This is a genomic window from Armatimonadota bacterium (assembly GCA_016869025.1).
In the GTDB taxonomy this organism is placed as follows: Bacteria; Sysuimicrobiota; Sysuimicrobiia; order Sysuimicrobiales; family Humicultoraceae; genus VGFA01.
This window is the reverse complement of sequence record VGFA01000008.1, coordinates 39461-64202: the sequence shown is the minus strand read 5'-3', so window position 1 is coordinate 64202 and position 24742 is coordinate 39461. Positions and strand designations below refer to the sequence as shown.

25 protein-coding genes are annotated in these 24742 nt (G+C 67.0%); 3 read left to right on the top strand and 22 right to left on the bottom strand.

From position 1 onward, the window contains the following. Positions 1 to 16 precede the first annotated feature (16 nt). The 15 genes from FJX73_06435 to FJX73_06365 all read right to left on the bottom strand — a co-directional run bounded on the left by FJX73_06435 (position 17) and on the right by FJX73_06365 (position 14939). Positions 17 to 709 (bottom strand): hypothetical protein, encoded by a 693-nt coding sequence (locus tag FJX73_06435; GenBank protein ID MBM3470413.1) that lies wholly within the window; start codon positions 707 to 709, stop codon positions 17 to 19. 6 nt (positions 710 to 715) lie between these two features. Continuing rightward, entirely contained in the window at positions 716 to 1870 is a 1155-nt protein-coding gene (locus FJX73_06430; protein ID MBM3470412.1) for an acyl-CoA dehydrogenase, read from the bottom strand. Between the two features lie 17 nt (positions 1871 to 1887). Then, the gene (locus FJX73_06425; protein ID MBM3470411.1) at positions 1888 to 4692 is read right to left on the bottom strand and encodes an RNA-splicing ligase RtcB; all 2805 of its coding nucleotides are present in this window, start codon (positions 4690 to 4692) and stop codon (positions 1888 to 1890) included. Positions 4693 to 4770: 78 nt separating this feature from the next. Then, positions 4771 to 4995: a NifU family protein gene (locus FJX73_06420; protein ID MBM3470410.1), complete on the bottom strand. Its 225-nt coding sequence runs from the start codon at positions 4993 to 4995 to the stop codon at positions 4771 to 4773. A 79-nt stretch (positions 4996 to 5074) separates the two neighbouring features. Then, a complete protein-coding gene (locus FJX73_06415) occupies positions 5075 to 5560 on the bottom strand; it encodes a cupin domain-containing protein (GenBank protein ID MBM3470409.1) in 486 nt (161 codons plus the stop codon). Then, on the bottom strand, positions 5557 to 6597 hold the full coding sequence (locus FJX73_06410) for a zinc-binding dehydrogenase (GenBank protein ID MBM3470408.1): 1041 nt from the start codon (positions 6595 to 6597) through the stop codon (positions 5557 to 5559). The genes FJX73_06415 and FJX73_06410 overlap by 4 nt, the downstream gene beginning before the upstream one ends. Before the next feature lie 13 nt (positions 6598 to 6610). Next, on the bottom strand, positions 6611 to 7639 hold the full coding sequence (locus FJX73_06405; GenBank protein ID MBM3470407.1) for a zinc-binding dehydrogenase: 1029 nt from the start codon (positions 7637 to 7639) through the stop codon (positions 6611 to 6613). Between the two features lie 23 nt (positions 7640 to 7662). After that, positions 7663 to 8778 carry a molybdenum cofactor biosynthesis protein MoeB gene (locus FJX73_06400; GenBank protein ID MBM3470406.1) on the bottom strand — a complete coding sequence of 372 codons (1116 nt, stop codon included), beginning with the start codon at positions 8776 to 8778 and terminating at the stop codon, positions 7663 to 7665. Between the two features lie 59 nt (positions 8779 to 8837). Next, on the bottom strand, positions 8838 to 9746 hold the full coding sequence (gene lipA, locus FJX73_06395; protein ID MBM3470405.1) for a lipoyl synthase: 909 nt from the start codon (positions 9744 to 9746) through the stop codon (positions 8838 to 8840). Positions 9747 to 9754: 8 nt separating this feature from the next. Continuing rightward, positions 9755 to 11176 (bottom strand): dihydrolipoyl dehydrogenase, encoded by a 1422-nt coding sequence (lpdA, locus tag FJX73_06390; GenBank protein MBM3470404.1) that lies wholly within the window; start codon positions 11174 to 11176, stop codon positions 9755 to 9757. A 14-nt stretch (positions 11177 to 11190) separates the two neighbouring features. Beyond that, a complete protein-coding gene (locus FJX73_06385) occupies positions 11191 to 12264 on the bottom strand; it encodes a molybdopterin-binding oxidoreductase (protein MBM3470403.1) in 1074 nt (357 codons plus the stop codon). Beyond that, a complete protein-coding gene (locus tag FJX73_06380; protein ID MBM3470402.1) occupies positions 12213 to 12821 on the bottom strand; it encodes an NADH-quinone oxidoreductase subunit C in 609 nt (202 codons plus the stop codon). The genes FJX73_06385 and FJX73_06380 overlap by 52 nt, the downstream gene beginning before the upstream one ends. Beyond that, positions 12770 to 13249 carry a 4Fe-4S dicluster domain-containing protein gene (locus tag FJX73_06375; GenBank protein ID MBM3470401.1) on the bottom strand — a complete coding sequence of 160 codons (480 nt, stop codon included), beginning with the start codon at positions 13247 to 13249 and terminating at the stop codon, positions 12770 to 12772. Before FJX73_06375 ends, FJX73_06380 begins: the two co-directional genes overlap by 52 nt. Positions 13250 to 13256: 7 nt before the next feature. Next, complete coding sequence (locus FJX73_06370; protein ID MBM3470400.1) at positions 13257 to 14360, bottom strand: NADH-quinone oxidoreductase subunit D; 1104 nt, start codon at positions 14358 to 14360, stop codon at positions 13257 to 13259. 15 nt (positions 14361 to 14375) lie between these two features. After that, positions 14376 to 14939, bottom strand: coding sequence for an NADH-quinone oxidoreductase subunit B (locus FJX73_06365; GenBank protein ID MBM3470399.1), 564 nt, complete (start codon positions 14937 to 14939; stop codon positions 14376 to 14378). Positions 14940 to 15158: 219 nt separating this feature from the next. Between FJX73_06365 and FJX73_06360 the strand changes: the two genes are divergently transcribed. Continuing rightward, positions 15159 to 16010 carry a transketolase gene (locus FJX73_06360; GenBank protein ID MBM3470398.1) on the top strand — a complete coding sequence of 284 codons (852 nt, stop codon included), beginning with the start codon at positions 15159 to 15161 and terminating at the stop codon, positions 16008 to 16010. A 6-nt stretch (positions 16011 to 16016) separates the two neighbouring features. Beyond that, positions 16017 to 16985 (top strand): transketolase family protein, encoded by a 969-nt coding sequence (locus tag FJX73_06355; GenBank protein MBM3470397.1) that lies wholly within the window; start codon positions 16017 to 16019, stop codon positions 16983 to 16985. Here FJX73_06355 and FJX73_06350 read toward each other — a convergent pair. The 7 genes from FJX73_06350 to add form a co-directional block, all read right to left on the bottom strand. After that, entirely contained in the window at positions 16982 to 17407 is a 426-nt protein-coding gene (locus tag FJX73_06350) for an SUF system NifU family Fe-S cluster assembly protein (GenBank protein ID MBM3470396.1), read from the bottom strand. The genes FJX73_06355 and FJX73_06350 overlap by 4 nt on opposite strands. After that, positions 17394 to 18659, bottom strand: a complete 1266-nt coding sequence (locus FJX73_06345) for a cysteine desulfurase (GenBank protein ID MBM3470395.1) — start codon at positions 18657 to 18659, stop codon at positions 17394 to 17396. Before FJX73_06345 ends, FJX73_06350 begins: the two co-directional genes overlap by 14 nt. A 15-nt stretch (positions 18660 to 18674) precedes the next feature. After that, positions 18675 to 19019, bottom strand: a complete 345-nt coding sequence (locus FJX73_06340; protein MBM3470394.1) for a non-heme iron oxygenase ferredoxin subunit — start codon at positions 19017 to 19019, stop codon at positions 18675 to 18677. A 1-nt stretch (position 19020) separates the two neighbouring features. Next, positions 19021 to 20343 carry a Fe-S cluster assembly protein SufD gene (gene sufD, locus FJX73_06335; GenBank protein MBM3470393.1) on the bottom strand — a complete coding sequence of 441 codons (1323 nt, stop codon included), beginning with the start codon at positions 20341 to 20343 and terminating at the stop codon, positions 19021 to 19023. After that, positions 20336 to 21724: a Fe-S cluster assembly protein SufB gene (gene sufB, locus FJX73_06330; protein MBM3470392.1), complete on the bottom strand. Its 1389-nt coding sequence runs from the start codon at positions 21722 to 21724 to the stop codon at positions 20336 to 20338. Before sufB ends, sufD begins: the two co-directional genes overlap by 8 nt. Positions 21725 to 21759: 35 nt before the next feature. After that, positions 21760 to 22590: a Fe-S cluster assembly ATPase SufC gene (gene sufC / locus FJX73_06325; GenBank protein MBM3470391.1), complete on the bottom strand. Its 831-nt coding sequence runs from the start codon at positions 22588 to 22590 to the stop codon at positions 21760 to 21762. Positions 22591 to 22660: 70 nt separating this feature from the next. After that, on the bottom strand, positions 22661 to 23683 hold the full coding sequence (gene add / locus FJX73_06320; GenBank protein ID MBM3470390.1) for an adenosine deaminase: 1023 nt from the start codon (positions 23681 to 23683) through the stop codon (positions 22661 to 22663). A 65-nt stretch (positions 23684 to 23748) separates the two neighbouring features. Between add and FJX73_06315 the strand changes: the two genes are divergently transcribed. After that, entirely contained in the window at positions 23749 to 24741 is a 993-nt protein-coding gene (locus tag FJX73_06315) for a pyruvate dehydrogenase (acetyl-transferring) E1 component subunit alpha (protein MBM3470389.1), read from the top strand. The last annotated feature ends 1 nt before the right edge of the window (position 24742 follow it).

Genomic DNA, 24742 nt, shown 5'->3' with positions numbered 1-24742 from the left:
AGTGTAGCACGCGTCTCTACCTACTCTGCGCAGGCGGCGGCTGTCCTCGTGCCTTGGGACGGCGCCGCCGGCGGCGGCGCCGTCCCTTGACATCTCCAGGCCGCACTGCCCCGGGCACGCCTGGTGCAGCCGCGGGCACGCTTGGTGCGACCGCCGGCTCGACGGCGCCCTCTGGTTCCTCTTCGGCCTCTGGCACGCCGCCTGCACCGGCCTCTTCGGTCACCGCAGGCACCCCGGCAGCAGACGGCCGCTCGCGCCGGATGGATGGACGAGCCAGGTCTCGCTCGGCCGAAGTCTTGATCTTGGCCAGCGTGCCCTCGATGTGGCCTGCCAGGACCTGGCGCACCGCCGCCTCGGAGAAGAGTGCAACGCCGGGGTCCACCGCCAGTTGCACGAAAAGATCCGTCTCGCCGTCGGAGTCCCTTATTACGTACGCTCCCGTCATCTCCAGGAACGTCCCGCGCACCTGTCTGAACTCGATCCGGCCAGGGGGCCTCAGCGAGAACCTCTGCACCGACGCGACCGGCAGGCCTCCGAAGAACCCGCGGAACTCCACCAAAGGAGAGGCAGGGGACCGGTCTATCATGTCCGCGGCCATCCAGATGTTGGTGAACCGCGGGTGGGATTCGAGCCGGCTCAGCAACTGCCAGACGCGCTGCACCGGGGCCCGGATCACCCGATGTCCCTCGGCGCGGACCAACCCAGGCACCTCCCGCTACCGCCCGGAGTCCGCCAGCACAGACTTGGAGATGATCGCCCGCTGGACCTCGCTCGTGCCCTCGCCGATCTCGCACAGTTTCACGTCGCGGTAGAAGCGCTCCACGGGATAGTCCTTGGTGAACCCATACCCGCCGTGGATCTGTACCGCGCGGGCAGCGGCACGCGCTGCGGCCTCGGAAGCGTAGAGCTTGGCCATCGAGGCCTGGCGGCGAAACGGCTGGCCTCGGTCGGCCAGTTCCGCGGCGTGCTCGGTCAACAGCCAGGCGGCGTCCAGCTCGGTGGCCATGTCGGCCAGCATGAACTGGATTGCCTGCAGGTCGGCGATTGGCCGGCCGTAGGCAGTGCGCTCCTGCGCGTACGACAGGCTGGCGTCGAGCGCCGCGTGCCCGATGCCCACCGCCATTGCCGCGATCCCGATGCGGCCCCGCTCCAGCACGCGCATCACCTGGGGGTAGCCGTCTCCAGCCTCGCCAAGAAGTTGCTCGTCCGGCACCTCGCAGTCCGCAAAGTGGATCTCGGAGGTATCGCTGCTGCGAACCCCAAGCTTGTCCTCTTTGCGGCCGATCTCCAGCCCCTTGCTGCCGCGCTCGACCGCTAATGCGCTGATCCCCTTCCTGCCGGCCCCGGGCGCGGTCACGGCCATGACCACATAGATCCCTGCGTGGCTGCCGTTGGTGACGAAGACCTTGGTGCCGTTGAGTACCCAGCGATCTCCGCGACGCTCGGCGCGCGTCTTTATGGCCGCGGCGTCGCTGCCAGCGCCGGGCTCGGTCAGGCACCAGGCACCCAGCGCCTCGCCGCTGGCCAGGCGCGGCAGGAACCTGCGGCGCTGGGCCTCGTTGCCAAACGCCGCGACGTGTCCCGTGCACAGCGAGTTGTGCGCGGCCACCGACAGCGCAACACCACCGTCGCCCCAGGCCAGTGCCTCGATTGCGGTCGCCGTGGTCACGGCGTCCAGGCCACTCCCGCCGTAGTCAGCAGGCACGGTCATACCCATCAGCCCCAGGCCTGCCAGCCGGGGAACCAGCTCAACCGGGAAGCGGCCTTCGCGGTCCCAGATCGCAGCGTGCGGCCGCAGTTCCTCCCGAGCAAACCCTCTTATAGTCCGGTGGACAAGCCGCTGCTCCTCGGTGGCGAGCGTCTGCACCATGCTCCTCCTGTCCCGGGCTATCCCTTGACCACGCCTATCGGGCGCATCCGCGCGACCCGGTGGCTCAACCCCGCGGCATGGCAGATGGCCACGACGTCGGCAACATCCTTGTACGCCTCTGGCGCTTCCTCGGCCAGCAGGCCTCGGTCCCGCGAGCGGACGACGATGCCTGCCTTGCGCAGTTCGTCGCTGACGTCCCGCCCCGCGAGATGCCGAAGCGCGGCCTTGCGGCCGAGCAAACGTCCGGCACCGTGGCAGGTGGAGCCGAAGGCCTCGTGCATCGCGCCCTCGGCCCCGATGGCAACGAACGAGTACCGCCCCATGTCGCCGGGGATGAACACCGGCTGGCCGACCTCGCGGTAGCGGGCCGGGACCTCGGGATGTCCGGCCGGAAAAGCACGCGTGGCGCCCTTGCGGTGTACGCAGACGCGGCGGTGCTTTCCGTCCACCTCGTGCGTCTCGATCTTCCCGATGTTGTGGGCCACGTCATAGACCAGGCGAAGGCCCAGGCGTTCCCACGATTGACCCAGCACCCGCTCAAATGCCTCGCGCACCCAATGCGTGATGAGCTGCCGGTTGGCCCACGCGAAGTTGGCCGCCCCGCTCATCGCGCCGAAGTACCGCTCTCCTTCCGGGGACCGCAGCGGCACGCACGCGAGCTGCCGGTCCACCAGGTGGATGCCGTGACGGCTCGAGGCGCGCTCGCAGACGCGCAGGTAGTCGGTGCAAACCTGGTGCCCCAGTCCCCGGGACCCTGTGTGGACGAAAACGGCAATCCGGCCGGGTTCCTCAATCCCCAGGACCGCTGCGGCGGACGCATCGAATACGTGATCCACCACCTGGATCTCCAGGAAGTGGTTCCCCGAACCGAGCGTGCCTACCTGCCCGCGGCCGCGCTGCTTGGCCTCGCCGCTGACGGTCGCGGGATCTGCCTGCTCCAGGGCTCCACCCGCCTCTGTCACGTCCAGGTCGCCGGCCGTACCGTATCCGCGCGCCACGGCCCAGCGGGCGCCCTTCGCGAGCACCTCGTCTATCTCTCCCATCCCGACCTTCACGCGACCGCCGACCCCGACGCCCGAGGGAACGGCGTTGTACAGGGCGTCTACAAGGGTGGTCAGATGAGGCCGGACCTCGTCCTCGGTGAGGTCGGTGCGCAGCAGCCTGACGCCGCAGTTAGAAACAACGAACGAGTCTGCGATGAAGTTGTGATTCGCATCCTTGACGGTGAAGTCATACACCGGGCCATCAAAGGGAACCTGCTCGTTGCGAGCGATTCTGTCCCAGACCTGCCCTGTCCCACCCAGGCCTCGGGTCGCCAGTTCAATGAACGTCGGGAAATCAGGATACGCCGTCTTCATGCGCAGGTATTGAGCAGCGACACACGCCAGGTACTGCTTTCGGCGATTGTACTCGAACCCGATCGTGCTCCAGAACCGGACTAGGTTCGCTGGCTGACTGGAGATCTGCAGCCTGAGGCGGATCGAGGCTTCACCCGTCTGACTCACGTGCTCCTTGCGCTCCGCCAGCAGGGCGCTCTCCACCCCGAAGTCGAGCAACCAGGTCCGGATCCCCTCAAGATACCGCCGCCCACTTGCCACAACACCCGCACGCTTGTTCAGAGAAAGGACCGGTCCGGTGAAGTTGTAGGGATGCCCTGTCACCGTCCTGGGGCTGGTGAGCTCAGCACCGAAGAGCGCTGCCAGGTAGAGGCGCTTCATCCAGCGGGGCGCACGATTGAGCCATGCCGGCACGTCGAAATCCTGGGAAGCCTTCGCGCCTGCGGTTGTGCCCAGGCAGCGGAGAAGCATCGCGAGGGCCGTTGACCCCACATGGATGCACGACTCCGTGTGATCGAACTCGGCGCGGCCATATTCTGTTTCGATGGCGTGTGATCTGCGACGCTGGTAGATGCGCGAGGGCGTGAAGCCTGCGGCCGCAACATCCTGCCGGATGGTCTCGAGATCTTCAACCTTCGCGTAGCAGGCAAGCAAGGATCCTCCTCCGCTGCGAAGCTGCAGGCTGCCATCTCCCTGCGTGAACCCCATCAGCTTGATGAGATAGGGCAGCGCTGGATGATCCATCCTCAACGGCAGGAGGCCCCTACGCCGGAGGACCCCGAGCACCTGGGTCAGCCCGTTTGCGTGACCTGAGTAGGATAGGCGAACGTCCTCTGCGGTAACCAGGACGTCACTCGGGGGCGCCTCGTAGGGAACGCCTTCAAACGGGTACACCGAGACGTGCTGGCCCTGGGCGAGATCCCCCAGCGGAATCATGCCGTCGGGCGTCAGGAACGGATGATCGGCGGTGGCCCGAATCTCCCGACCCGATTCGGTCAGGAGCCTGAACATCCTGGCCGTCGGTGTGGGAGAGGTGATGAACGCCAGGATCTCTGTGTCCATCACCTCGGTGTGTGGGTTGACGCACTTGATCCTCTCGTCGGGCCAGCGGTCGCGAAAGGCCGCGATCGCCTGCTGATAGCCAAACTCGTGGAGCACCCGCGCGTCTCCGGGGAGGCAGTTTATGTCGTAACCGACACCGCCGGGCGAGATGATGCCTTCCTCGAGATCAAACGCCGCCACGCCTCCCACCGGGAACCCGTAGCCCCAGTGGATGTCGGGCATCGCGAGCGACCTCCCAACGATGCCCGGCAGCGTGGCCACATTGGCAACCTGCTCGATGGCCTGCTCCTCGGCCATGGCGCGCAGCATGCGCTCGTCGGCATAGATCAGACCCGGAGCCCGCATGCCCGGCTTGTAGCTGACCGGGAGCTCCCACCGCCAGTCGTCTATCTTCCTGAGAATCTGCGTCCAGGCCGTCGTCATGGTCCCTCACCTGCCGCCGCACGAAAAGACCCCCGCATGCTTTCCATGGGGGGCCCGTTCGAGTAGTCCAAAGACCGGCTAGAAGGGAACCGCTTCCACCCCACGGATCTCCGGGATCTCCTGCTTCACCATCCGCTCGATCCCTGACTGTAGGGTCATCATCGCGTGCATGCACCCAACGCACGCGCCCACCAGGCGCACCTGCACGATGCCGTCGGCTACGCCCACCAACTCGATGTCGCCGCCGTCGCCCTGGATGTAGGGCCGGATGGTGTCAAGCACACGCTCCACCCTGCTCTGCAGGCTCTGGTCGGGCTGCTCAGTGCTCGCCTGATCTGTCATGACTGCCTCCGGGGGCATTGTTGACGAGTGTACTTACTAATCATAGCGGCGCGCGGCCGGCCGCGCAAGGCGTCTTGGGGCGCGCCTTTGGGGCACGCTTCGTAGCCGTCGCCTTAGGAATCTGCGTGCGCACAGGCCTGGGCCGATCGCGTACCGCATCCACCGGACAGAGGAACCCAAAAGGTTCCCTGCCTGCTCGAAACTGGTGTGGTGTCCCAGGAGGTATAAGGATGAAGTCCATGGCTCCAACCCTGTGCTCCGTGCTGCCGATGCGCACTCTGCCCCGGCCGCGCAGTACGAGCACCGCGTGCGCGTGGCGGTGCTGCTCGAGTGACGAATGGCCGCCCGGGGCAATCTCGAAGTACCGCAGTTCGAACGCCGTGGGCTCGTCTTTTCCGCCCACCAGCACGAACCGCTCGACCCCGCGCCAGGCCAGCGGTCCGCGCGTGGTGGCCTTGTAGGGAACCGAGGGAAACCCCTTCCAGCGGAACCGCGCAGGATCGAAGCGCGCGATCAGCGGCTTCACGGCCGCACCACCACCTTCAGGGCTTCTCCGGCCTCCCGCAGCAAACGGTACCCTCTATCGGCTTCCGAAAGCGGGAGGCGGTGCGTCACGAGGGGTTCAACCGGCAAGCCGGCCACCAGCAAACGCAGCGCCTCGCGCGTCTCCTCCGGCCCGGCGGAGTAGGCCGGCGTGATCGTGATCTCCTTGAAGTAGAGGTCGTGGACCGGCAGTGGCCATCGTGCCTCCGGCGGCGTGGGAGCGAAGACCACCAGGGTCCCTCCCTCTGCCAGACTGCTGCAGCCGGCCTCCAACGCCTCAACCGTGCCAGGGCCCACTATCGCAACGTCCGCGCCCTCGCCGGCGGTTGACTCGCGCACCACATCGCCCAGGCGCTGCCACGAGATGTCGGCCACCACGTCGGCGTACCGGGCCGCGATCGCCGCCCGCGCCGGAAGCAGGTCGGCGCCGATGAGCACCGAGGGCGCCGCGATCTCGCGCAGGGCCAACAGGTGCAGAAGACCCATCACGCCCATACCTATCACGAGAACGCGATCGCCATCCCGGATCCTGGCGCGACGTACGGACTTGACCACCGTAGCAAGCGGCTCCACGAAGGTGGCGGCATCGTCGGACAGTTCCTGCGGCAGGCGCAGGGTGTCGGCCGCAACCGCTGGGGCCTGGGCCAGCGCATATGTCGCCAGACCGCCGGGTATCAGACGCCGGGCTGCCCAGGCCGGACAGTGCACGTGATCCCCACGCTGGCAGGCCCGGCAGGACATGCAGGGTGCGTGGTGGTGCACGAAGACCCGCTCGCCCGGGCGAAACGCGGTTCCAGAACCGGCCTCAACCACCACGCCCACCGGCTCGTGGCCCAGGGGCACCGGGGCCTTGCGGGCAATGTACCAGTCCATGATCTCGCCGGTGCACAGCCCGCACGCGGTGATGCGGATCAGCAACTCGCCGGGGCCGGGTTGTGGAACCGCCACCTCCTCAAGCCGCAGGTCCCCGGGTCCGTAGAAGACCGCGGCGAGCGCGGTCGCCGGAGGGCCCATCGTCACGCCTCGCCCATCGTCACGCCTCGCCCCCGGGCAGGACTGCGTACTTGGTCCCGACCCCGCGGTCCAGGTCTTCAAAGACCTCGCCGATGGCGCCCAAGGGCCGGGCGCCGGTGATCATGTCAAATGGCCTCACCGCGCCGGTGGCCAGCAGATGAAGCGCCTGCCGGACGTTCGCGGTGCTGTAGTGGAAGGCACTGACGAGATCCACCTCTCCATAGTGAAGGCGCGTAGCATCGAACGCCACCCGGCTTTCGCCCGGAAGCCCGCCGAAGAGCAGGACGCGGCCTCCAGGCGCAGCCCATTCAGGCGCCGCGTTCCAGACATCGGGAGATCCGGTGCACTCGATGACCAGGTCGGGGCCTCCGCCCGTGAGGGTGCGCAGCGCCTGCCCGATCTCGGTCGTGGATGAATCCAATGTATGTCCGGCCCCTGCCTGCTCGGCAAGCGCCAGCCCTGCCCTCCTGCGCCCAACCGCGATCACCTCGTGCCCGCGGCGCCGCGCCTCATGGATGTGCAGGAGGCCGATCGGCCCCAGGCCAATCACGGCCACCGACGCACCGGCGGCCGGGACGAGTCGCTCCCAGGCATGAACGACGCAGGCCAGCGGTTCAAGGAACGCTGCCTCAAGGTAGGACAGGTTCTGCGGCTTCGGAAAGATGTGCCGGCTCACGATGCGCGCCGGCAGGCGCAGGAAGTCGCCGTAGGCCCCGAGCGCGATTTCATCGAAGAGTGTCGCGCACAGGTTTTCGCGCCCGTGCCGGCACGGCTCGCACCGTCCGCACCCGGCGGTGTGCACGAAAGCCACCGGCTGTCCGACCGAGAACCCCTCGACATCGTCGCCCACGGCGGCGATGTCCCCGGCCGCTTCGTGGCCAAAGGGCCCAAAGGCAACCCGGGGATGCCCGCGCCGGTAGGTCTTAAGATCGGTGCCGCAGGTCAGCGCAGCCCTTACGCGCACGACCACCTCGCCCGGGCCGGGAGATGGCACGGCCGTCTCGATCAGGTCAAGCACTCGTGGCGCTCGAAGAATCGCCTGTCGCATCGTGCAGCCGCCCTCGGCCCGGACTACCTTTGCCCTGAGCCGGTCTCGGTGGGCAGGCCGAGATTCGCCCACGCGATGATCCCGCCTGCCAGGTTGTAGACGCGGGTGTAGCCTGCCTTGCGGAGTACCTCGACCACCCCGGTGCTGCGACTGCCAACCGAACACTGCACGATCACGGGCCGGTTCGGATCTATCTCCGAGGCCCGCCTGGGTACCTCTGCCACAGGAATGAGCCTGGCGCCAGGTATGCGGGAAGACGCCCACTCCCAGGGCTCGCGGACATCTATCAGCTGGGCTCCCTGCTCGAGCATGATATTTGCCTCGTGTGGGTCCACTTCGGCGATCGGACCAGGGGCGGCGTCAGTGGTCTGTGCGTGCGGCCGGCCAGGCAAGCCGCAGAACTCCTCGTAGTCAATCAGTGCCGTGATGGTCGGGTGATCTCCACAGACAGGGCATTCCGGATTCCGGCTCCATCGGACGGCGCGCGTCTCGCCTGCGAGCGCGTCCACCAGCAGCAGGCGGTTGGCCAGGCTCTCACCGGCACCGAGCAGCAGCTTCACAGTCTCGATCGCCTGGATGGTGCCCATGTGCCCGGCCACAGCGCCGACGACGCCGGCCTCGGCGCAGGAGGGTACCGAGCCCGGAGGAGGCGGCGCGGGGAACAGGCAGCGGTAGCAGCCACGCCCGGGTAGGTACACCGTTGCCTGACCCTCCCACCTCAAGACGCTGGCGTCCACAAGCGGCCTGCGGAGCAGCACGCACGCGTCGTTGACCAGGTAGCGCGTGGGGAAGTTGTCGCTGCCGTTGACCACCACGTCAAACTGGCCGATGATCTCGAGGGCGTTGGCCGAGGAGAGCACCGTCGGGAACGTCACCACGGTGATGCCTGGGTTGATCTCCCCGAGGGTTTGCGCTGCGGATTCGGTCTTGGGACTGCCGAGATCGCGCGTGCGGTGGAGAAGCTGCCGGTGCAGGTTGGAGGCGTCCACCCGGTCACCGTCCACGATCCCGAGGGTGCCCACCCCGGCCGCGGCAAGGTAGAGCGCCACCGGCGAGCCCAGCCCGCCCGCGCCCACGACCAGGACCTTGCTGTCGAGCAGGCGGCGCTGGCCGGTGACCCCCAACTCCTCGAGGATCATCTGCCGGGAGTAGCGGGCGAGCTGCTCCCTGCTCAGCAGCGGCGCCGAGGCCGGCTCGCTCACCTCGGGAATCCTCCTGCCGCCAGTGGCGGCGCGTTGTAAGCGCGCACCGCCTGCGCCTGCGCGTCGGCCCTGTAGGAAGAACGCACGAGCGGACCTGCCTCCACGTACCTGAACCCGCGACGAAGGCCCTCATCGCGCAGCTCAGCGAACTCCTCGGGAGCGTAGTAGCGGGCAATCGGCAGGAAGTCGCCTCCCGGCCGCAGGTACTGCCCCAGCGTCAGCACGTCGCAGTCCACCGAGCGCAGATCGTCCATTGCATCCAGGAGCTCGTCCTCGGTTTCTCCCATGCCAACGATGATGCCGCTCTTGGTGAACGGGTTGTACCCCCACTCCTTGCACCGGCGGAGCAGCTCGAGGGACCGGTCGTAGTTGCCGCCTGGCCGCACGCTCGCGAAAACCCTGCGTACGGCCTCCAGATTGTGCCCCAGGATCTCCGGGCCGGCCTCCAGAACCGCGCGCAACGCCTCGGGGTCGCCCTTGAAGTCCGGCACGAGCACTTCCACGGTGCAGCCGGGGAGTTCTCGGCGAATGGCGCGGATCGTCGCGGCGTAGGTGCCTGCACCGCCGTCCTTCAGGTCATCCCGGTTCACCGAGGTCACGACCGCATGCCGCAGGCCCATTGCGGCTGCCGCGTCGGCGACCCGCGCGGGCTCGCCCTCATCCGGCGCACCGGGCCTTCCGTGGGCAACCGCGCAGTACCAGCAACGCCTGGTGCACGTGTCACCGAGAATGAGGAACGTGGCGGTCCGGCGTTCCCAGCACTCGCCGATGTTGGGGCACCGGGCCTCCTCGCAGACGGTATGCATCCCTCGGCGCCGCATGATCCGGGCCAGGTCGGCGTAATTCTCGCCTCCCGGCAGGCGGACCTTCAGCCAAGGTGGGCGCCGGCTACCGTCGGTCATCATGATCCGGCTCAACCATGGACCCCCTTTGCCAACGCGTCCAGCGCCGCCTCCTTCAGTGTCTCTGAGAGCGTGGGGTGCGCATGGACCGCGCCGCCCAGTTCCACAACCGTTCCCTCCAGGTACCTCGCAAGTACCCCTTCCGCCAGGAGTTCCGTGACCGCGGGGCCCAGCATGTGTATGCCCAGGATCTCGCCGGTACGATGGTCTGTCACTGCCTTCACGAAACCGTCGCGCTCGCCCTCGATCGTCGCCTTGCTGTTGGCCTGGAAGGCGAATCGCCCCACCTTCACCTCATGTCCGGCCTCCAGCGCCTGCTGCTCGGAGAGCCCCATCGAGGCCACCTGTGGGATAGAGAACGTGGGCCGCGGGACCGCCTGGTAATCTATGGACCTGCTTTCGACACCTGCGATCGTCTCGACCGCGTGGATCGCCTCGTCGGAGGCAACGTGCGCCAGCCGGAACGGGCGGGCGATGACGTCACCCACGGCGTACATCTCGGGCACGGAGGTGCGCAGTTGGGCGTCCACCACAACGGCGCCCTTCTGCGTCTCGACGCCTGCCGTCTCCAACCCCAGGCCATCCGTGACCGGACCCCGGCCCACCGCCACGAGCAGGTAGTCGGCCTCCACGCCTATTGTCTCGCCTCCGCGGTTCAGCGTGATGGCCAGCCCACTGCCGGAGCGGACAACGCCACTGGCAGTGGTGCCCGTGTAGATCTTCATTCCCCTCCGCGCGAACAGGCGTTCCATTGTCCGTCCTATCTCGGGGTCCTCGAGGGGTAGCAGGGTCGGCAGAAGCTCGATCAGGGTGACCTCGCTGCCCAGCGCGGCAAACAGGCTGGCGAACTCCACGCCGATTGCACCGGCGCCGAGGATCGCGATCGTCTTCGGCACCTCCGTGAGCGCCAGCGCGCCGGTGCTGTCGAGCACGCGCTCGTTGTCCAGAACGATCCCAGGAATACTCCTGGGCGCGGACCCGGTCGCCAGGAGCGTGTGCCTGGCCTCCAGCTCGGTCTCGGACCCGTCAGAGAGCGCAACGCCGATACGGGTACGGCCCAGCAGTGCGCCGGTGCCCTCAAGGACGTCAATCTTGTGCTTCCGCATCAGGTATTGAACGCCCTTGTGCAGGCCTTCCACCACGGTTGCCTTGCGCTTCTGCAGGCGTGCGTAGTCCACGCGCACCGGCCCGGTCTCGATGCCCAGGGTCTGGGCCTTCTTCAGTTTCTCAACCAGCTCCGCGGTGTGCAGCAGCACCTTGGTGGGTACGCAGCCGTAGTGCAGGCAGACGCCGCCCAGCTTGTGGCGCTCAACAACCGCTGTGCGCATCCCCAGTTGTGCTGCCCGAATCGCGCCGACGTACCCGGCCGGACCGCCGCCGATGACCACGAGATCGTAAGGATTCGGCTTCACGTCTTTGGGATCTCCCCTCAGCTATGAGTTCACCGCTATGGAATCACTCGAGCGCGCACCGCATGGTAGCCGCTGGCGCCGTCGGGTGCCGGGGGCGCCTCCGCGGCCGTCTGCATCACGCCGCCGCCATCGCGCGCGCGCACCCGCAGCGCGTACTCGCCTGGCCTGGACGGCACCCACAGAGCCCCCCACAACACCCAGGTGTGGGGACCCAGCGGCTTCTTCACCTCGGCCCTCGCCCATGTCCTGCCTTCGTCGGTGCTGACCTGAACCTCCGCGATCCCGCGATCCCCGGCGTATGCCACGCCACCTAACTCCACCTCACCCACCCTGACCGGCCGCTGACCTGGCAGGCGGAACATCGAGGTTGTCTTCACAACCGCCTCGTCGCTCCACCCTGATGCCTGCCAGTAGCCCGCGAACTGGGTGGGGACCGCCTCGATCTTCGTGAGCCACTTGGTGTTCTTCATTCCGTAGAGGCCCGGGACCAGCAGCCGGACCGGGAATCCGTGGGACGGGGACAACCGCTGCCCGTTCATCTCGTATGCCAGCATCGCGTCCGGGTGCATCGCCTCCGCGACCGGAAGGCCCTCGGTGTATCCGTCCGCGCAGCGCAGCGCAAACCGGACGGCCCCAGGGCCTACACCACCGGCGGAGGCAATCAGGTCGCGGAACCGAACGCCCCGCCAGAGCGCATTGCCGATGAGATCGCCGCCCACGTTGTTGCTGATGCACTCCAGGGTATGGTACCGGACCACATGGGGCATCGCACGGACCTGCTCGTAGGTCAACCTGATGGGCCTGCCGACCAGTCCCACGATCTCCAGGGTCCATCCCTCAATGCCGACCCTGGGATCGCGACCGGGCGGGTTCTTGCTGATGACGAAGAACTTGTCGGTGGGGGTTACCTCGGGCGGCAGGCCCTTGATCCGGTCGAAGAGCGACCGCGCTGCGGCACCGGCCTGCACCTGGGAGAAGGTGGGACGCACGATGAGCCCCTCTACCCCGGCCAGGGCCGCGGCAGCCAGCCCCAGCGTAGACAGGAACTCGCGGCGGTTCAGGACGAACCGGCCTCGCGCCGGCGCTGCGCCACCAGGTCCACCAGCCATCGCGGATCCTCGTAGACATAGTCCTTGCGCAAGGGGTGGCCGACCCAGTCATCGGTCATCATGATCCGCCGAAGGTCTGGATGGCCGTCAAACACAACCCCGAACAGGTCGTAGGTCTCCCGCTCGTGCCAGTTTGCCGCGTTCCAGATGCCGCTGACGCTGGGTATCCGGGGATCGTCGCGCGGCACACTCACCTTCAGCAAAAGCTCGTGATGAGCGGCTATCGAGAAGAGGTGATAGGCCACCTCGATCTGCCCAGCCTCGGGACGGTCCACGCCTGTCACGAACGAGCAGTAATCCAGCAGGAACGGCGCCTCATCCCGCACCGCGCGGCAAATCTCCGGTAGACGGCCCGCGGGCACCACGGCGCCTGGAACATGGCGAACCGGCGCCTTCGCGGCGTCGTGCTTGTGCCCCGGCGGCTCCTCTTCCGGCGACGGCTCGCTGCGCGGAAAGGGCTCCACCTCGGGAAAGCGGGCCTTCAGCTGCTCGACGAGCTCCCAGCTCACGACCGTCCTCCCACCGGGATGATCCCGCGCGCGACCGGCTCCTTCGATTCCGCCCGGTGCAGATCGTCTAGGTCATAGAGCAACCTGTCCCGGTCGCGGGTGCTGGCCTCGTAGCACGGCACGAACACTATCGCCTCGGTCGGGCAGACCTCGACGCACAGCGCGCAGTAGCAGCACTTGTCCATCTCGATGTCAAAGCGTGTAAGCTGGCGCTCCTTTCCCTTGCCTGTTGCCTCAATGTGGATGCACCGATCGGGACAAACCCGCTCGCACTGGAAGCAGATGATGCACTTGTCCTTCCCGGTCGCGGGATCCACGGGCAGGGCCAGGAGGCCGTGCCAGTTCGGGGAAACGTCGAGTCTCTCTATGGGATACTGGACGGTGTTCTTCCTGGCCCCAAGGGCCCGCAGCGTGACCCGCAGCCCGGTTGCCAGGCCGACTACCGCATCCCATGCGCGTACGGCGAGTTCTGCCATGCTCCGTCTACCGATCTACGTCCGAAAGGACGATGTCAGCCGTTCCCAGGATCGCGATGACGTCCGCCACCTTCCAGCCGCGCATCATCTCGGAGAGCGCATAGAGGTTGGCAAACGACGGCGCGCGGACCTTGAGCCGGTAGGGCCGGTCGGCCCCCTCGCTCACCAGGTAGACTCCCAGATCCCCGCGTGGAGACTCTGTGCGCGTGTAGGTCTCGCCCCGCGGCAGCTTCACCGCGACCGGCACCTTGGAACGGACCTCCCCGTCCGGCAGGCGCTCAATCGCCTGTCGAACGATGCGCACGCTCTGCCGCATCTCTTCCATGCGTACCAGGTACCGGGCAAAGCAGTCGCCGGCATCCTGGGTGGGCACGTCAAACTCCACCTCTCCGTATGCCTCGTAGGGAAAGGCCTTGCGGACGTCAAACCCGACCCCTGAGGCGCGGGCCACCGGGCCGCACGCGCCCATGCCGATGGCCGCGTCCTTGGGCAGGACCCCCACGCCATGCACCCGTGCCAGGAAGATCGGGTTGCCGGTAAGCAGGTCACTGTACTCCTGCAGGTGACCCGGGAACTCGTCGCAGAACGCAAGGACGCGGTCGGTCCAGCCCGCGGGCAGATCCTGGCTGACGCCACCTGGGCGGAAGTACACGTAGTGCAGCCGCCCGCCGGTGGCCTGCTCGAACAGGTCCAGGAGGCGCTCACGCTCGCGGAAGCAGTAGAGAAACACCGTCGTGGCCCCTAGATCGTTCCCCCAGGTTCCCAACCACACGAGGTGGCTGGAGATCCGCTGGAGCTCCAACATGAGCGTGCGGATCCAGCGCGCGCGCGGGGGCACCTCGATCCCACCGAGCCGCTCGACGGCCAGCAGGTAGGCCTCCTCGTTGGCCAGCGCGGTCAGGTAGTCCAGACCGCGGTCGGCGAGGGCCACGTTCTGGAGGTAGGTTCGCTGCTCCATCATCTTCTCGACGGAAGAGTGCAGGTAGCCGATGTACGGCCTGGCGTCCACGATGTTCTCGCCGTCGAGGGTTATCAGCAGGCGCAGCACCCCGTGCGTGCTGGGGTGCTGAGGGCCCATGTTGAGCATCAGCTCTTCGGTGCGCAGCGCCATCGTACCGGCCAGTGCTCAGGCCTTCACCGCCGCGTCGCGGCGGAGGAACGGCCCAGCCTTTATCTTCTCCTGGAGCTTGAGTATCCCCTCGATGAGCGCCTCCGGCCGCGGTGGGCAGCCGGGGATGTAGACGTCCACTGGAATGATCTGGTCTATTCCCTTCAGGATCGAATAGTTGTCGTGGTAGAACGGGCCGCCGCATGTTGCGCAGGATCCCATCGAGATCACGTACTTGGGCTCTGGCATCTGTTCCCACAGCCGGCGCGTGATCGGCGCCATCTTGATCGTGCAGCGCCCTGCCACGATCATCAGGTCGGCCTGGCGCGGCGTCGCCCTGGGTATCACACCCATGCGATCCAGGTCGAACCTGCCGGCAAAGGCGGCCATCATCTCGATCGCGCAGCAAGCCAGTCCAAAGCCCAGCGGCCACAGGCTGGCGGCACGGCTCCAGTTGAGCAGCGTCTCGACCTTGGTGAGAACGACGCTGCCGACTGGTAGCCGGTCAAGAACCTCAATCGCCTTCTCTACTGACGCGGGTCTCGCTGATGGGACAATATCCCGCTGCAGCGGGGCAACCATGCTCTCCTCCCCAGGGAGATCGCGGGCGCGGTCGCTCAACAGACGCGCGATCCGGAACTGAGAAAACCGCACTCATGGTAGCACCGGCCACGATGACCGTCAAACCCACCTCCGGTACGTGTTTGGGCTGCTGCGGGCCACCGGCAGGGTATTGATCTCCCTTCCCAGAACCTAGAATTGTTGTTCATCTGTCGCGCATCCTGCGCGCGGGGGGCGATAATGAGTTCACATGCGGATTTGAGCGCGCTGAGATCGCGCGCCCACGCCTTTCGCAAGACAATCCTGAAGATCATAACCAGAGCCGGTTCCGGACATCCGGGCGGCTCTCTCTCGGTGATCGATCTTCTGACCGCGCTCTACTTCCATCAGTTGCGGCACAACCCGAAAGACCCGGCGTGGGCAGACCGCGACAGGGTTGTGCTCAGCAAGGGCCACGCCTGCCCTGCCTGGTACGTGGTGCTGGCCGAGTGCGGATACTTCGACCCCGGCCACCTGTGGACGATGCGCCAGATGGGCAGCATCCTGCAGGGGCATCCCGACATGGTCCGGACGCCCGGGGTTGACATGTCCACGGGCTCGCTGGGCATGGGGTTCTCGGCGGCGATCGGCATGGCGCTTGCCGGCAAGCGCGACGGGCGTCCCTACCGCGTGTACGCGGTGCTGGGCGACGGCGAGTGCCAGGAGGGCTCTGTCTGGGAAGGCGCCATGTTCGCGGCCCACTACGGCCTGGACAACCTGGTGGCGATTGTAGACCGCAACGGTGTCCAGCAGACAGGCCGCACCGAGGAGCGCATCCGCCTCGACCCCCTCGCCGACAAGTGGCGGGCATTCAACTGGGACGTAGCCGAGATAGACGGCCACGACATGGGGGCGATCGTCTCCGCGCTGGACCGGGCGGCATCCGCCGCCGGGCGGCCTCACGCGATCATCGCCCGCACCGTCAAGGGCAAGGGCGTCTCGTTCGCCGAGGGCGCGGCAGGGTATCACGGCAAGGCGTTGACCGAGGACGAGCTGGCCCGCGCGCTTGCCGAACTGGACATTGCCGAACTGAATGTGGAAGCGCGGGGGTAGCATCGGATGGCGATAACGCTGGCACGGACCACGGCATCGAAGGCAACCCGGGACGCCTACGGTGAGGCAATCATCGAGGTGGCCCGAGACAATCCGCGCATCGTGGCACTCACCGGCGACCTCCGCGACTCCAACCGGCTGGAGGCGTTCGCGGCAGACTATCCCGATCGTTTCTTCGAGTGCGGGATAGCCGAGCAGAACATGGTCGGCGTGGCGGCGGGCCTGGCCACATGCGGCAAGATCCCGTTCGTGAGTTCATTCGCCGCCTTTTCGCCGGGGCGGTGCTACGACCAGATCAGGGTGCTGGTCGCGCAGCCCGGCCTCAACGTCAAACTGGTCAGCACCCACGGCGGCCTGACCGTGGGAGAGGATGGGGCTAGCGCCCAGGCAGTGGAAGAGCTGGCGCTGATGCGGTCTCTGGCGAAGATGACCGTGATCGTCCCGGCGGACGCCGTGGAGACGGCGCAGGTCATCCGCGCGGTGGCCGAACACGTCGGACCTGTGTACGTGCGGCTCGGGCGTGGAGGCGTGCCAGTCCTGTTTGACGACTCCTACCAGTTCTCGATCGGGGTGGCCCCGGTGCTGCGCGACGGCGGCGACGTGACGCTGGCGGCGTGCGGGATCATGGTTGCCGAGGCGCTGGAGGCAGCCCAGCTGCTGGGGGCAGAAGGCGTCTCCGCCCGTGTGCTCAACGTGTCAACCCTCAAGCCACTCGACGAAGCCACGATCCTTGCGGCGGCGCGCGAGACCGGCGCCATCGTCACCGCCGAGGAACACTCGGTCTATGGAGGGCTGGGAGGAGCCATATGCGAGCTGGTCACCGCCCACCATCCGGTGGGTGTGGAGCGTGTGGGGATTCAGGATCGGTTCGGTGAGTCAGGACCGCCCAGGCCGCTGATGGAGGCGTACGGCCTCACCGCGGGCGAGATCGCCGCCGCCGCCAGGCGGGCGGTCAGCCGGAAGCGGGCATCCTAGCGCGCCGCGTACTCGTCCAGGCCCTGCTCCAGGGAGATCCAGGGCAGCGTCGCGCACTTGACCCTCACCGGGAACTTGCGGACCCCCTGCAGCGCGGCGAGATCGCCCATCTCGTCGCCGGGCTCCTCACCGTGCATCATGCCCTTGAACGCGGCGACCAGCACCCGGACCTCGTCCAGCGTCCTGCCCTTGACCGCCTCGGTCATCATGGAGGCCGAGGCCTGGCTGATCGAGCACCCGCGTCCCTCGAAGCGCACCTCCTCGACCCGACCGTCCCGGAGGCGCAGGAAGAGCACCAGCTCGTCCCCGCACAGCGGGTTGGCTCCTTCCACGGCCACGTCGTTCGGCTCCAGCGTGCCCCGGTTGCGGGGGTGCGCGTAGTGGTCGAGGATCACCTCGCGGTAGAGATCATCCAGCGCCATGCGCGCCCCCCTTTGCCGTGGAGGATGCCCGCGCAAAGAGGCGGCGGACCTTGAGCAGGCCCTCGACCAGCGCGTCCACCTCCGCACGCGTGTTGTACAGGTGGAAACTCGCGCGTGCGGATGCCGGAATCCCAAATCGCCGGTGCAGCGGCTCGGCGCAGTGGTGACCGGCGCGTACGGCGATGCCATCGCCGTCGAGAACCTGGGCGATGTCATGAGGGTGGACCCGGTCCAGCGTGAAGGCGACGGCACCGCCCCGGTCCGTGGCCGTCCGGGGTCCGTAGATCGTCAGCCCCGGGATCTCCATCAGCCGCAGGAGCGCGTAGGCCGTTAGGTCGCGCACGTGCTCGGTGATCGCGTCGAGGCCGATCTGCCTAATGTAGTCCGCGGCCACGCCCAGCGCGATCGCACCCGCGACGTCGGGGGTTCCGGCCTCGAACTTGTGTGGCGGGGCCTTGTACGTGGACCGGTCGAGACCCACGCTGGTGATCATCTCGCCCCCACCGTGGTAGGGGGGCATCGCGTCAAGCACCGCGTAACGGGCCCACAGCCCTCCGATGCCCATGGGCCCGAGCATCTTGTGCCCGGAGAACGCCAGGAAGTCGGCGCCCAGCGCCGTGACGTCCACCTTCTGATGCGGCACACTCTGCGCCGCGTCCACGACAACCAGCGCGCCTGCCTGGTGCGCACGGTCCGCGATCCACCTGACCGGGTTGATCGTCCCCAAGACGTTGGACTGATGGGCCAGCCCCACAATCTTCGGCCGGCCGGCCAGCAGCCGGTCCAGGGTGTCGAGGTCGAGCCGGCCTTCGTCCGTAACCGGGATGTACCTCAAGACGGCCCCGCGCTCGGCGGCCAGCATCTGCCAGGGCACGATGTTGCTGTGGTGCTCCATCTCGGTCAAGAGAATCTGGTCCCCAGGGCCAACGTTGGCGCGGCCCCAGGTCCCGGCCACGAGGTTGAGCGCCTCGGTGGTGCCCCGCGTGAAGACGATCTCCTCTGGCCGCGCGGCACCGAGGAGTGAGGCGATCTTGGTGCGCGCCTCCTCATACCTGGCAGTGGCCTCCTCGGCCAGCCAGTAGATGCCCCTGTGTACGTTGGCGTTGTAGGAGCGGTAGTACTCGAAAAGGGACTCCAGCACCTGGCGCGGTTTCTGCGAGGTTGCCGCGCTGTCGAGGTAGACCAGGGGCTTCCCGCCCACCGTTTGGCTCAGGAGCGGGAAGTCGTCGCGGATGCCTGCGGCTAGAGCCAAGGGCACACCTCCTGACTAACGCCTGTGCGGCATTCCCTGTCCGGGACTGCCCTTAAGCGAGACCAGGATCGCGTCCCCCTCCACCCTTACGGGGTACGTACCCACAGGCCGCACCGCCGGCAGCGAGAGCACGCGGCCCGAGGGCACGTGAAACCGCGATCCGTGTTTGGGACAGACCAGGATCTCGCCCACCACCGGGCCAGCCGCAAGTGACTGGTCCTCGTGGGTGCAGGTGTCATCCACCGCGTAGACGGTGCCGCGGACGTTCACCACGGCGATCTTGCGGCCGCCGGCCTCAACCTGCTTGGCTGTGCCCGGCGGGACCTCTTGAAGCGTTGCAACCTGGATGAACTCGGCCATCTCAGATCAACTTCTCCGCGACCCTGGCCCGCAGGTAGGAGCGCACGCGCTCTCTTGGGATGCGATCGAAGATGTCGGCGAAGAAGCCCTCGACTATCATGAACGCCGCACGCTTGCGCGAGATCCCCCGGCTCATCAGATAGAAGACCTGTTCGTCGTCCAGGTGGCTGGTGGCCGACCCGTGAGTGCACCGGAGATCATCGGCCATGATCTCCAGCATTGGAATGCTGTCGGACCGAGCGCCACGGGAGAGAATCAGGTTGCGGTTCGCCTGGAACGCGTTGGTCTTCTGCGCGCCCGGGTCCACCCTTATCAGGCCCGAGAACACGGCCCTGGCCGTGTCCTTCACCGCACCCCTGTACAGGAGGTCGCTGGAGGTGCTGGGCGCCCGGTGTTCCTGCAGTGTGTGGAAGTTAACCTGCTGTCCCCCGGTCCCGAAGTAGACCCCAAGCATCTCCGAGGAGGCTCCAGGCCCCCGGAGCTGCGATTCGACGTCCACCTTGACGAGCCCCCCACCCAGCGCAACAACCAGGCTGCGCAGTGAGGCATCCCGGGCGAGGTGCGCGCGGATCAGGCTCCCCACCTCCCACATAGACAGGCCCCACTCTTGAACGGCCGCATACTGAACGCGCGCTCCGGCGCGCAGGATCAGTTCGACCGCACCCGAGGACAGCGTGCGCCCTCCGTCTCCCGTGGAAGCGAACAGCTCGACCAGGGTTACGCTGCTCCCCTCCTCCGCGATCAGGAGGGTGTGTGGAAAGAGGGCGCACCCTTGGACGCCCAACCAGGTCTGGCTCACTATTGGCAGGACGACCTCTGCCCCTTTGGGCACGTAGAGGAAGGTGCCCCCGGTCCAAAGCGCGGCGTGCAGCGCCCGGAACCGGTGCTCGTCGGGCATCGCCACAGTGGTCATGAGGTGATCGCGCACCAGGTCCGGGTGCTCCCTGACCGCAGTGGCGATGTCCGAGAGGAGCACTCCCTGTCGGGCCGCGGCAGCCGTGAGCTCGCGGGCCGCCAGACTCCCGTCCAGATGGGTGACAAGCCCGGCACGTTCGCCGGCCTCCCGGGCGATCGTTCCGATGAACCGCGGCTGGGCGGTGTCCCCGGTCCCGTTGGGGAGACAGAACGCGCCCGGGTCCAGGTCGCCCAGTTCGGTCCGGCGCCACTTCTCAGGGTGCGTCACCAGGGGCATGGGAAGCTGCTCGAACGCATCCCACGCGGCAGCACGCCGGGCGCGCACCCAGTCGGGCTCCCGCATCCTGGTGCTCAACGCTTGCACGGTCTCGCGGGTCACGCAGGCCGCGCCAGGGGAGCCACTAGCCAACGGAACCCTCCATCTCCATCGCGATCAGCCGGTTCAGCTCCACCGCATACTCCAGTGGTAGTTCCTTCACGACCGGCTCGATGAAGCCGCGCACGATCATGTTCATGGCCTCGTCGGCCCTGATCCCGCGGCTCATGAGATAGAAGAGCTGCTCGTCGCTCACCTTGGAGACGGTGGCCTCGTGGGTAATCGAGGCGTCCATCTCGTCAACCTCCATGGAGGGGTAGGTGTCGGAGCGGCTGCGGTCGTCGAGTATCAGGGCGTCGCAGCGCACGGCGCACTTGCTGCCCACGGCGCCGGGGTAAACCTTCACGAGCCCGCGGTATCCGGCCCGTCCGCCATCCTTCGCGATGGACTTGCTAACCACGGTGGACTGGGTGTGTGGAGCGGCGTGGATCACCTTCGCACCGGGGTCCTGGGACTGGCCCTTCCCAGCGAAGACCAGCGAGAGGACCTCGGCCTTGGCGCCGGGCTCGACCATGTACACGCTCGGGTACTTCATCGTGATCTTGGAGCCAATGTTCCCGTCAACCCACTCCATGGTCGCGTCCCGGTAGGCCACCGCGCGCTTGGTCACCAGGTTGTAGGTGTTCGTGGACCAGTTCTGGATCGTAGTGTAGCGGCAGCGCGCGCCCTCCTTCACGATGATCTCCACTACCGCGCTGTGGAGCAAGTCCGTGGTGTAGACAGGGGCCGTACACCCCTCGATGTAGTGAACGTAGGAACCGGGCTCGCAGATGATCATCGTGCGCTCGAACTGGCCTGCCCTCTCAGCGTTGATCCGGAAGTAGGCCTGAAGGGGGATGTCCACACTGACGCCCGCGGGTACGTAGATGAAGGAACCGCCGGACCACACGGCGCTGTTGAGCGCGGCCATCTTGTTGTCCTCGGGCGGCACAACGGTCCCGAGGTACTCGCGCACGATGTCGGGGTGCTCCCGGAGGGCCGAGTCGGTGTCCAGGAAGATGACCCCGAGCTTCTCCCACTCCTCCTTCAGGTTGTGATATACGCTCTCGGATTCGTACTGAGCACCCACCCCGGCCAGGTACTTCTTCTCGGCCTCGGGGATGCCCAGACGGTCGAACGTCCGCTTGATCCCCTCGGGCACGTCCTCCCATGTGTGGCCTTTGCCATCGGTGGGCTTGAGGTAGTAGTAGATGTCGTTGAAGTCTATCTGCGTGAGATCCGCGCCCCACGTGGGCAACGGGCGCCGCAAGAAGTGCTCCAGCGAGTGCAGGCGAAAGGCGCGCATCCACTCGGGCTCGCCCTTCATGGAGGAAATCATCTCCACGATCTCGCGGTCCAGGCCCTTGCGGGCCTTGAAGACGTACTTCTCCGGGTCGCGAAACCCCCACTCGTAGTGGTCGAGGTCTATGCCCAGCGGGTTGTTTGCGGCCACTCGGCTCTCCCCGAGAACTAGTGAACGACCCAGAAGACCTTGCCGGCGCGCCTGACCGCACCCTCCTCCTGGACCTCAGACGCCACCACCTCGAACTGCTGCCGGATGCCCTCGTAGCCGTGCTGCTCCAGTTCCTCGGCGAGCTCCGGGCCGCCCGAGACGACGATGCGGCCGTCGTACATGATGTGCACGTGGTGGGGGCGCAGGAAGTGCAGGATGCGCGAGTAGTGCGTGATCACCAGCACGCCCATGCCGCCTTGGGCCTCGTCGTACATCCTGAGGATGCCGTCTGCGACCACCTTGACGGAGTCAATATCCAGACCGGAGTCGGTCTCGTCCATGAACGCGATCTGCGGTTCTAGCAGCGCCATCTGGAGGATCTCTGCCCGCTTCTTCTCGCCTCCAGAGAACCCGTCGTTCACGTACCGGCCCGGGACCTCTGGGTCAATCTTCAGCGCCTCGATCTTGGAGCGGAGCAGCTTCTGGAACTCGGAGACCGGCATCAATTCCTGCTTGTATCCCCGCCGCGCCGAGACCGCGGTGCGCAGGAAGCTGGCCATCGTCACGCCCGGGATGCTCACCGGGTACTGGAACGCGATGAACAGCCCCTTCCTGGCGCGTTCGTCGGGAGCCATCGCCAGGAGATCCTCGCCCCGGTAGAAGACCTCGCCGCTCGTGACCTGGTAGAAGGGGTTGCCCATCAGGACGTTGGCCAGGGTGCTCTTGCCCGAACCGTTAGGCCCCATGATGGCATGGATTTCCCCGGCGCTGAGTTGCAGGTTGACCCCCTTGAGAATGACCTTGTCCTCAACCTGCACGTGGAGGTCGCGGATGTCCAGATCTGCCATGCCTGTCTCCTTCCGGCGCCAATCAGCGTCCCTCAGGGGCGCGCCACCCGGACATTCTAGACTGATTTGGTCAAGATTTCAATCGGATGGTCTGCTCCAGCGACTCGCGCTCTCCGGCCGGCAGAAAGGCCGCCCGCGCGGCCGTCACCTGGAGGTTCCCAAGGGTATCTGGGCCCAGGCGGTGTACCCGTGCAATGCAGGCGAGTTCTCCGGTCAGCGTCGTCCCCAGCATTACCGGATCATCGCTGTTGATCGTAACCGGGACACCCTGATTCAAGAGCGCCCCCACGGGATGAGCCGAGAGCGAGGACACCAGGCCGAGGCGAAGGTTGCTGGTCGGGCAGATCTCCAGCGCCACACCTCGTTCGCGGAGCCGGTCCAACAGTGCGGGATCCTCTATGGCCCGTATGCCGTGACCGATCCTCGTCGCGCCAAGCTGATAGACGGCGGCCCAGATCCCGGCCGGGCCGGCGAACTCGCCGGCGTGCACCGTGATGCCCAGACCCGCGTCGCGGGCACGCGCAATGGGCGCCGAGAACAGCGCCACAGGGTAGTTCTCCTCGTCACCGGCCAGATCCACGCCCACCACGGCGCAGCCGGAAGCCGCCACGGCCTCGGCGATGATCCGGTCGGCCTCCTCGGGCCCGCGCTCGCGGATCACCGTCACGACCGTCCCGTAGGACAGCCCAAGGCGCCGGGATTCCCCTGCGCCCTCGGCCATGGCCTCGAGCATGCCGCGGACTCCCAGCACGGAAAACGCGCGCCGGCCTCCGGCGCGTACCTCGATGTGCCTGACCGACTGCGCGGAGGCCTCGGCGATCAACTCGGCTGTGATCGCGGCGATGCTTGCGCGCGTGTACGCGGCATCGGGCAGGCGGTTTGCCCTCTCAGCATACCGAAGCCGTCGGAGTCGGTCGTAGCCGGCGAACCGCGAGGGATCTGCCACCAGGTGGGGCTGTCCGATCAGCGGGATGTCGGGGTCGCGCCGTCGGAGCAAACGGCGAAGGCGGAGCGACGTCTCAAGGTGGACGTGGAGCTCGACTTTCGGGAGGGCGGCAATGTAAGGAAGCTCTGTCACGGCAACCACTGTGATCTCCGGGGTGCAGCGCCATTATACGGGCAGAAGGGAACAGGGGGCAAACCCCTAATCTAGCCGTCATGGCCGACCTGCAGTCTGCACTGCCATGGTACCGCCGGATGGTGCTCGCTCGGTGCTTCGAGGAAGAGACCGAGCGGGCGTTCCGGCGAGGTAAGATAGGGGGATACCTGCACGTCTACTCTGGGCAGGAAGCGGTGGCCGTCGGTTTCATCAGCGCCATGCGTGGCGACGACATCTGCTTTACCTCGTACCGTGACCACGCGATCGCGCTGTTGCGCGGCTCGCCGCCCGGCGTGGTCATGGCCGAGTTGTACGGCAAGGCCACGGGCCTGGCCAGAGGAAAGGGCGGGTCAATGCACCTGTTCGACGTCGGCCGCGGCTTCTACGGGGGCTACGGCATCGTCGGTGGGCACATCCCGCTTGCCGTGGGCGCGGCCTATGCGCTGCGCTATGGAGGGAGCGACCGCGTCTGCCTGTGCTTCCTGGGAGATGGCGCGATGAACACCGGCGCGTTCCACGAATCCCTCAACATGGCCGGTCTGTGGGGGCAGGCCGGGCATTGCCCTCTGGTGTTGATCGTGGAGAACAACGGGTACGCAATGGGCACGTCGGTAGCCCGCTCGTCCGCTGTGACCGACCTCGCCGCGCGTTTCACCGGCTACGCGATCCCCTGCGAGCGCGTGGACGGGATGGACTTCCTGACGGTGCGCCTGGCGGCCGAGAGCGCGATCGCCGAGGCCCGGACCTCGGGTAGGCCCACTGCCGTGGAGGCAGTCACCTACCGATTCGCCGGCCACGGCGCGGCCGACGTCGTCCAATCCTACCGCAGCAAGGAAGAGGTGGAGCAGGCCCGGCGACGCGACCCGATCCCTGCCCTCGAAGGCCACCTGCGCGCGGTCGGGCTCCTCGACGACGCGGCGGTCGCCGCGATCCGCGAAGAGGCTGAGCAGTCGGTGCTGGCCGCGGTCAGGTATGCCGAGGAGAGCCCACCGCCGCCGCCGGAAGCACTCCACGCCGACGTCTACGGCGACGTCTACGGCTGGGAGGCGTAGC

Coding starts and splice junctions, on each gene's coding strand:
- FJX73_06430 (MBM3470412.1), bottom strand. CDS start 1,870: ATGGTGCAGACGCTCGCCACCGAGGAGCAGCGGCTTGTCCACCGGACT.
- FJX73_06425 (MBM3470411.1), bottom strand. CDS start 4,692: ATGACGACGGCCTGGACGCAGATTCTCAGGAAGATAGACGACTGGCGG.
- FJX73_06405 (MBM3470407.1), bottom strand. CDS start 7,639: ATGCGACAGGCGATTCTTCGAGCGCCACGAGTGCTTGACCTGATCGAG.
- FJX73_06400 (MBM3470406.1), bottom strand. CDS start 8,778: ATGATCCTCGAGGAGTTGGGGGTCACCGGCCAGCGCCGCCTGCTCGAC.
- lipA (MBM3470405.1), bottom strand. CDS start 9,746: ATGATGACCGACGGTAGCCGGCGCCCACCTTGGCTGAAGGTCCGCCTG.
- FJX73_06385 (MBM3470403.1), bottom strand. CDS start 12,264: ATGGCTGGTGGACCTGGTGGCGCAGCGCCGGCGCGAGGCCGGTTCGTC.
- FJX73_06375 (MBM3470401.1), bottom strand. CDS start 13,249: ATGGCAGAACTCGCCGTACGCGCATGGGATGCGGTAGTCGGCCTGGCA.
- FJX73_06370 (MBM3470400.1), bottom strand. CDS start 14,360: ATGGCGCTGCGCACCGAAGAGCTGATGCTCAACATGGGCCCTCAGCAC.
- FJX73_06365 (MBM3470399.1), bottom strand. CDS start 14,939: ATGGTTGCCCCGCTGCAGCGGGATATTGTCCCATCAGCGAGACCCGCG.
- FJX73_06360 (MBM3470398.1), top strand. CDS start 15,159: ATGAGTTCACATGCGGATTTGAGCGCGCTGAGATCGCGCGCCCACGCC.
- FJX73_06355 (MBM3470397.1), top strand. CDS start 16,017: ATGGCGATAACGCTGGCACGGACCACGGCATCGAAGGCAACCCGGGAC.
- FJX73_06350 (MBM3470396.1), bottom strand. CDS start 17,407: ATGGCGCTGGATGATCTCTACCGCGAGGTGATCCTCGACCACTACGCG.
- FJX73_06340 (MBM3470394.1), bottom strand. CDS start 19,019: ATGGCCGAGTTCATCCAGGTTGCAACGCTTCAAGAGGTCCCGCCGGGC.
- sufC (MBM3470391.1), bottom strand. CDS start 22,590: ATGGCAGATCTGGACATCCGCGACCTCCACGTGCAGGTTGAGGACAAG.
- FJX73_06315 (MBM3470389.1), top strand. CDS start 23,749: ATGGCCGACCTGCAGTCTGCACTGCCATGGTACCGCCGGATGGTGCTC.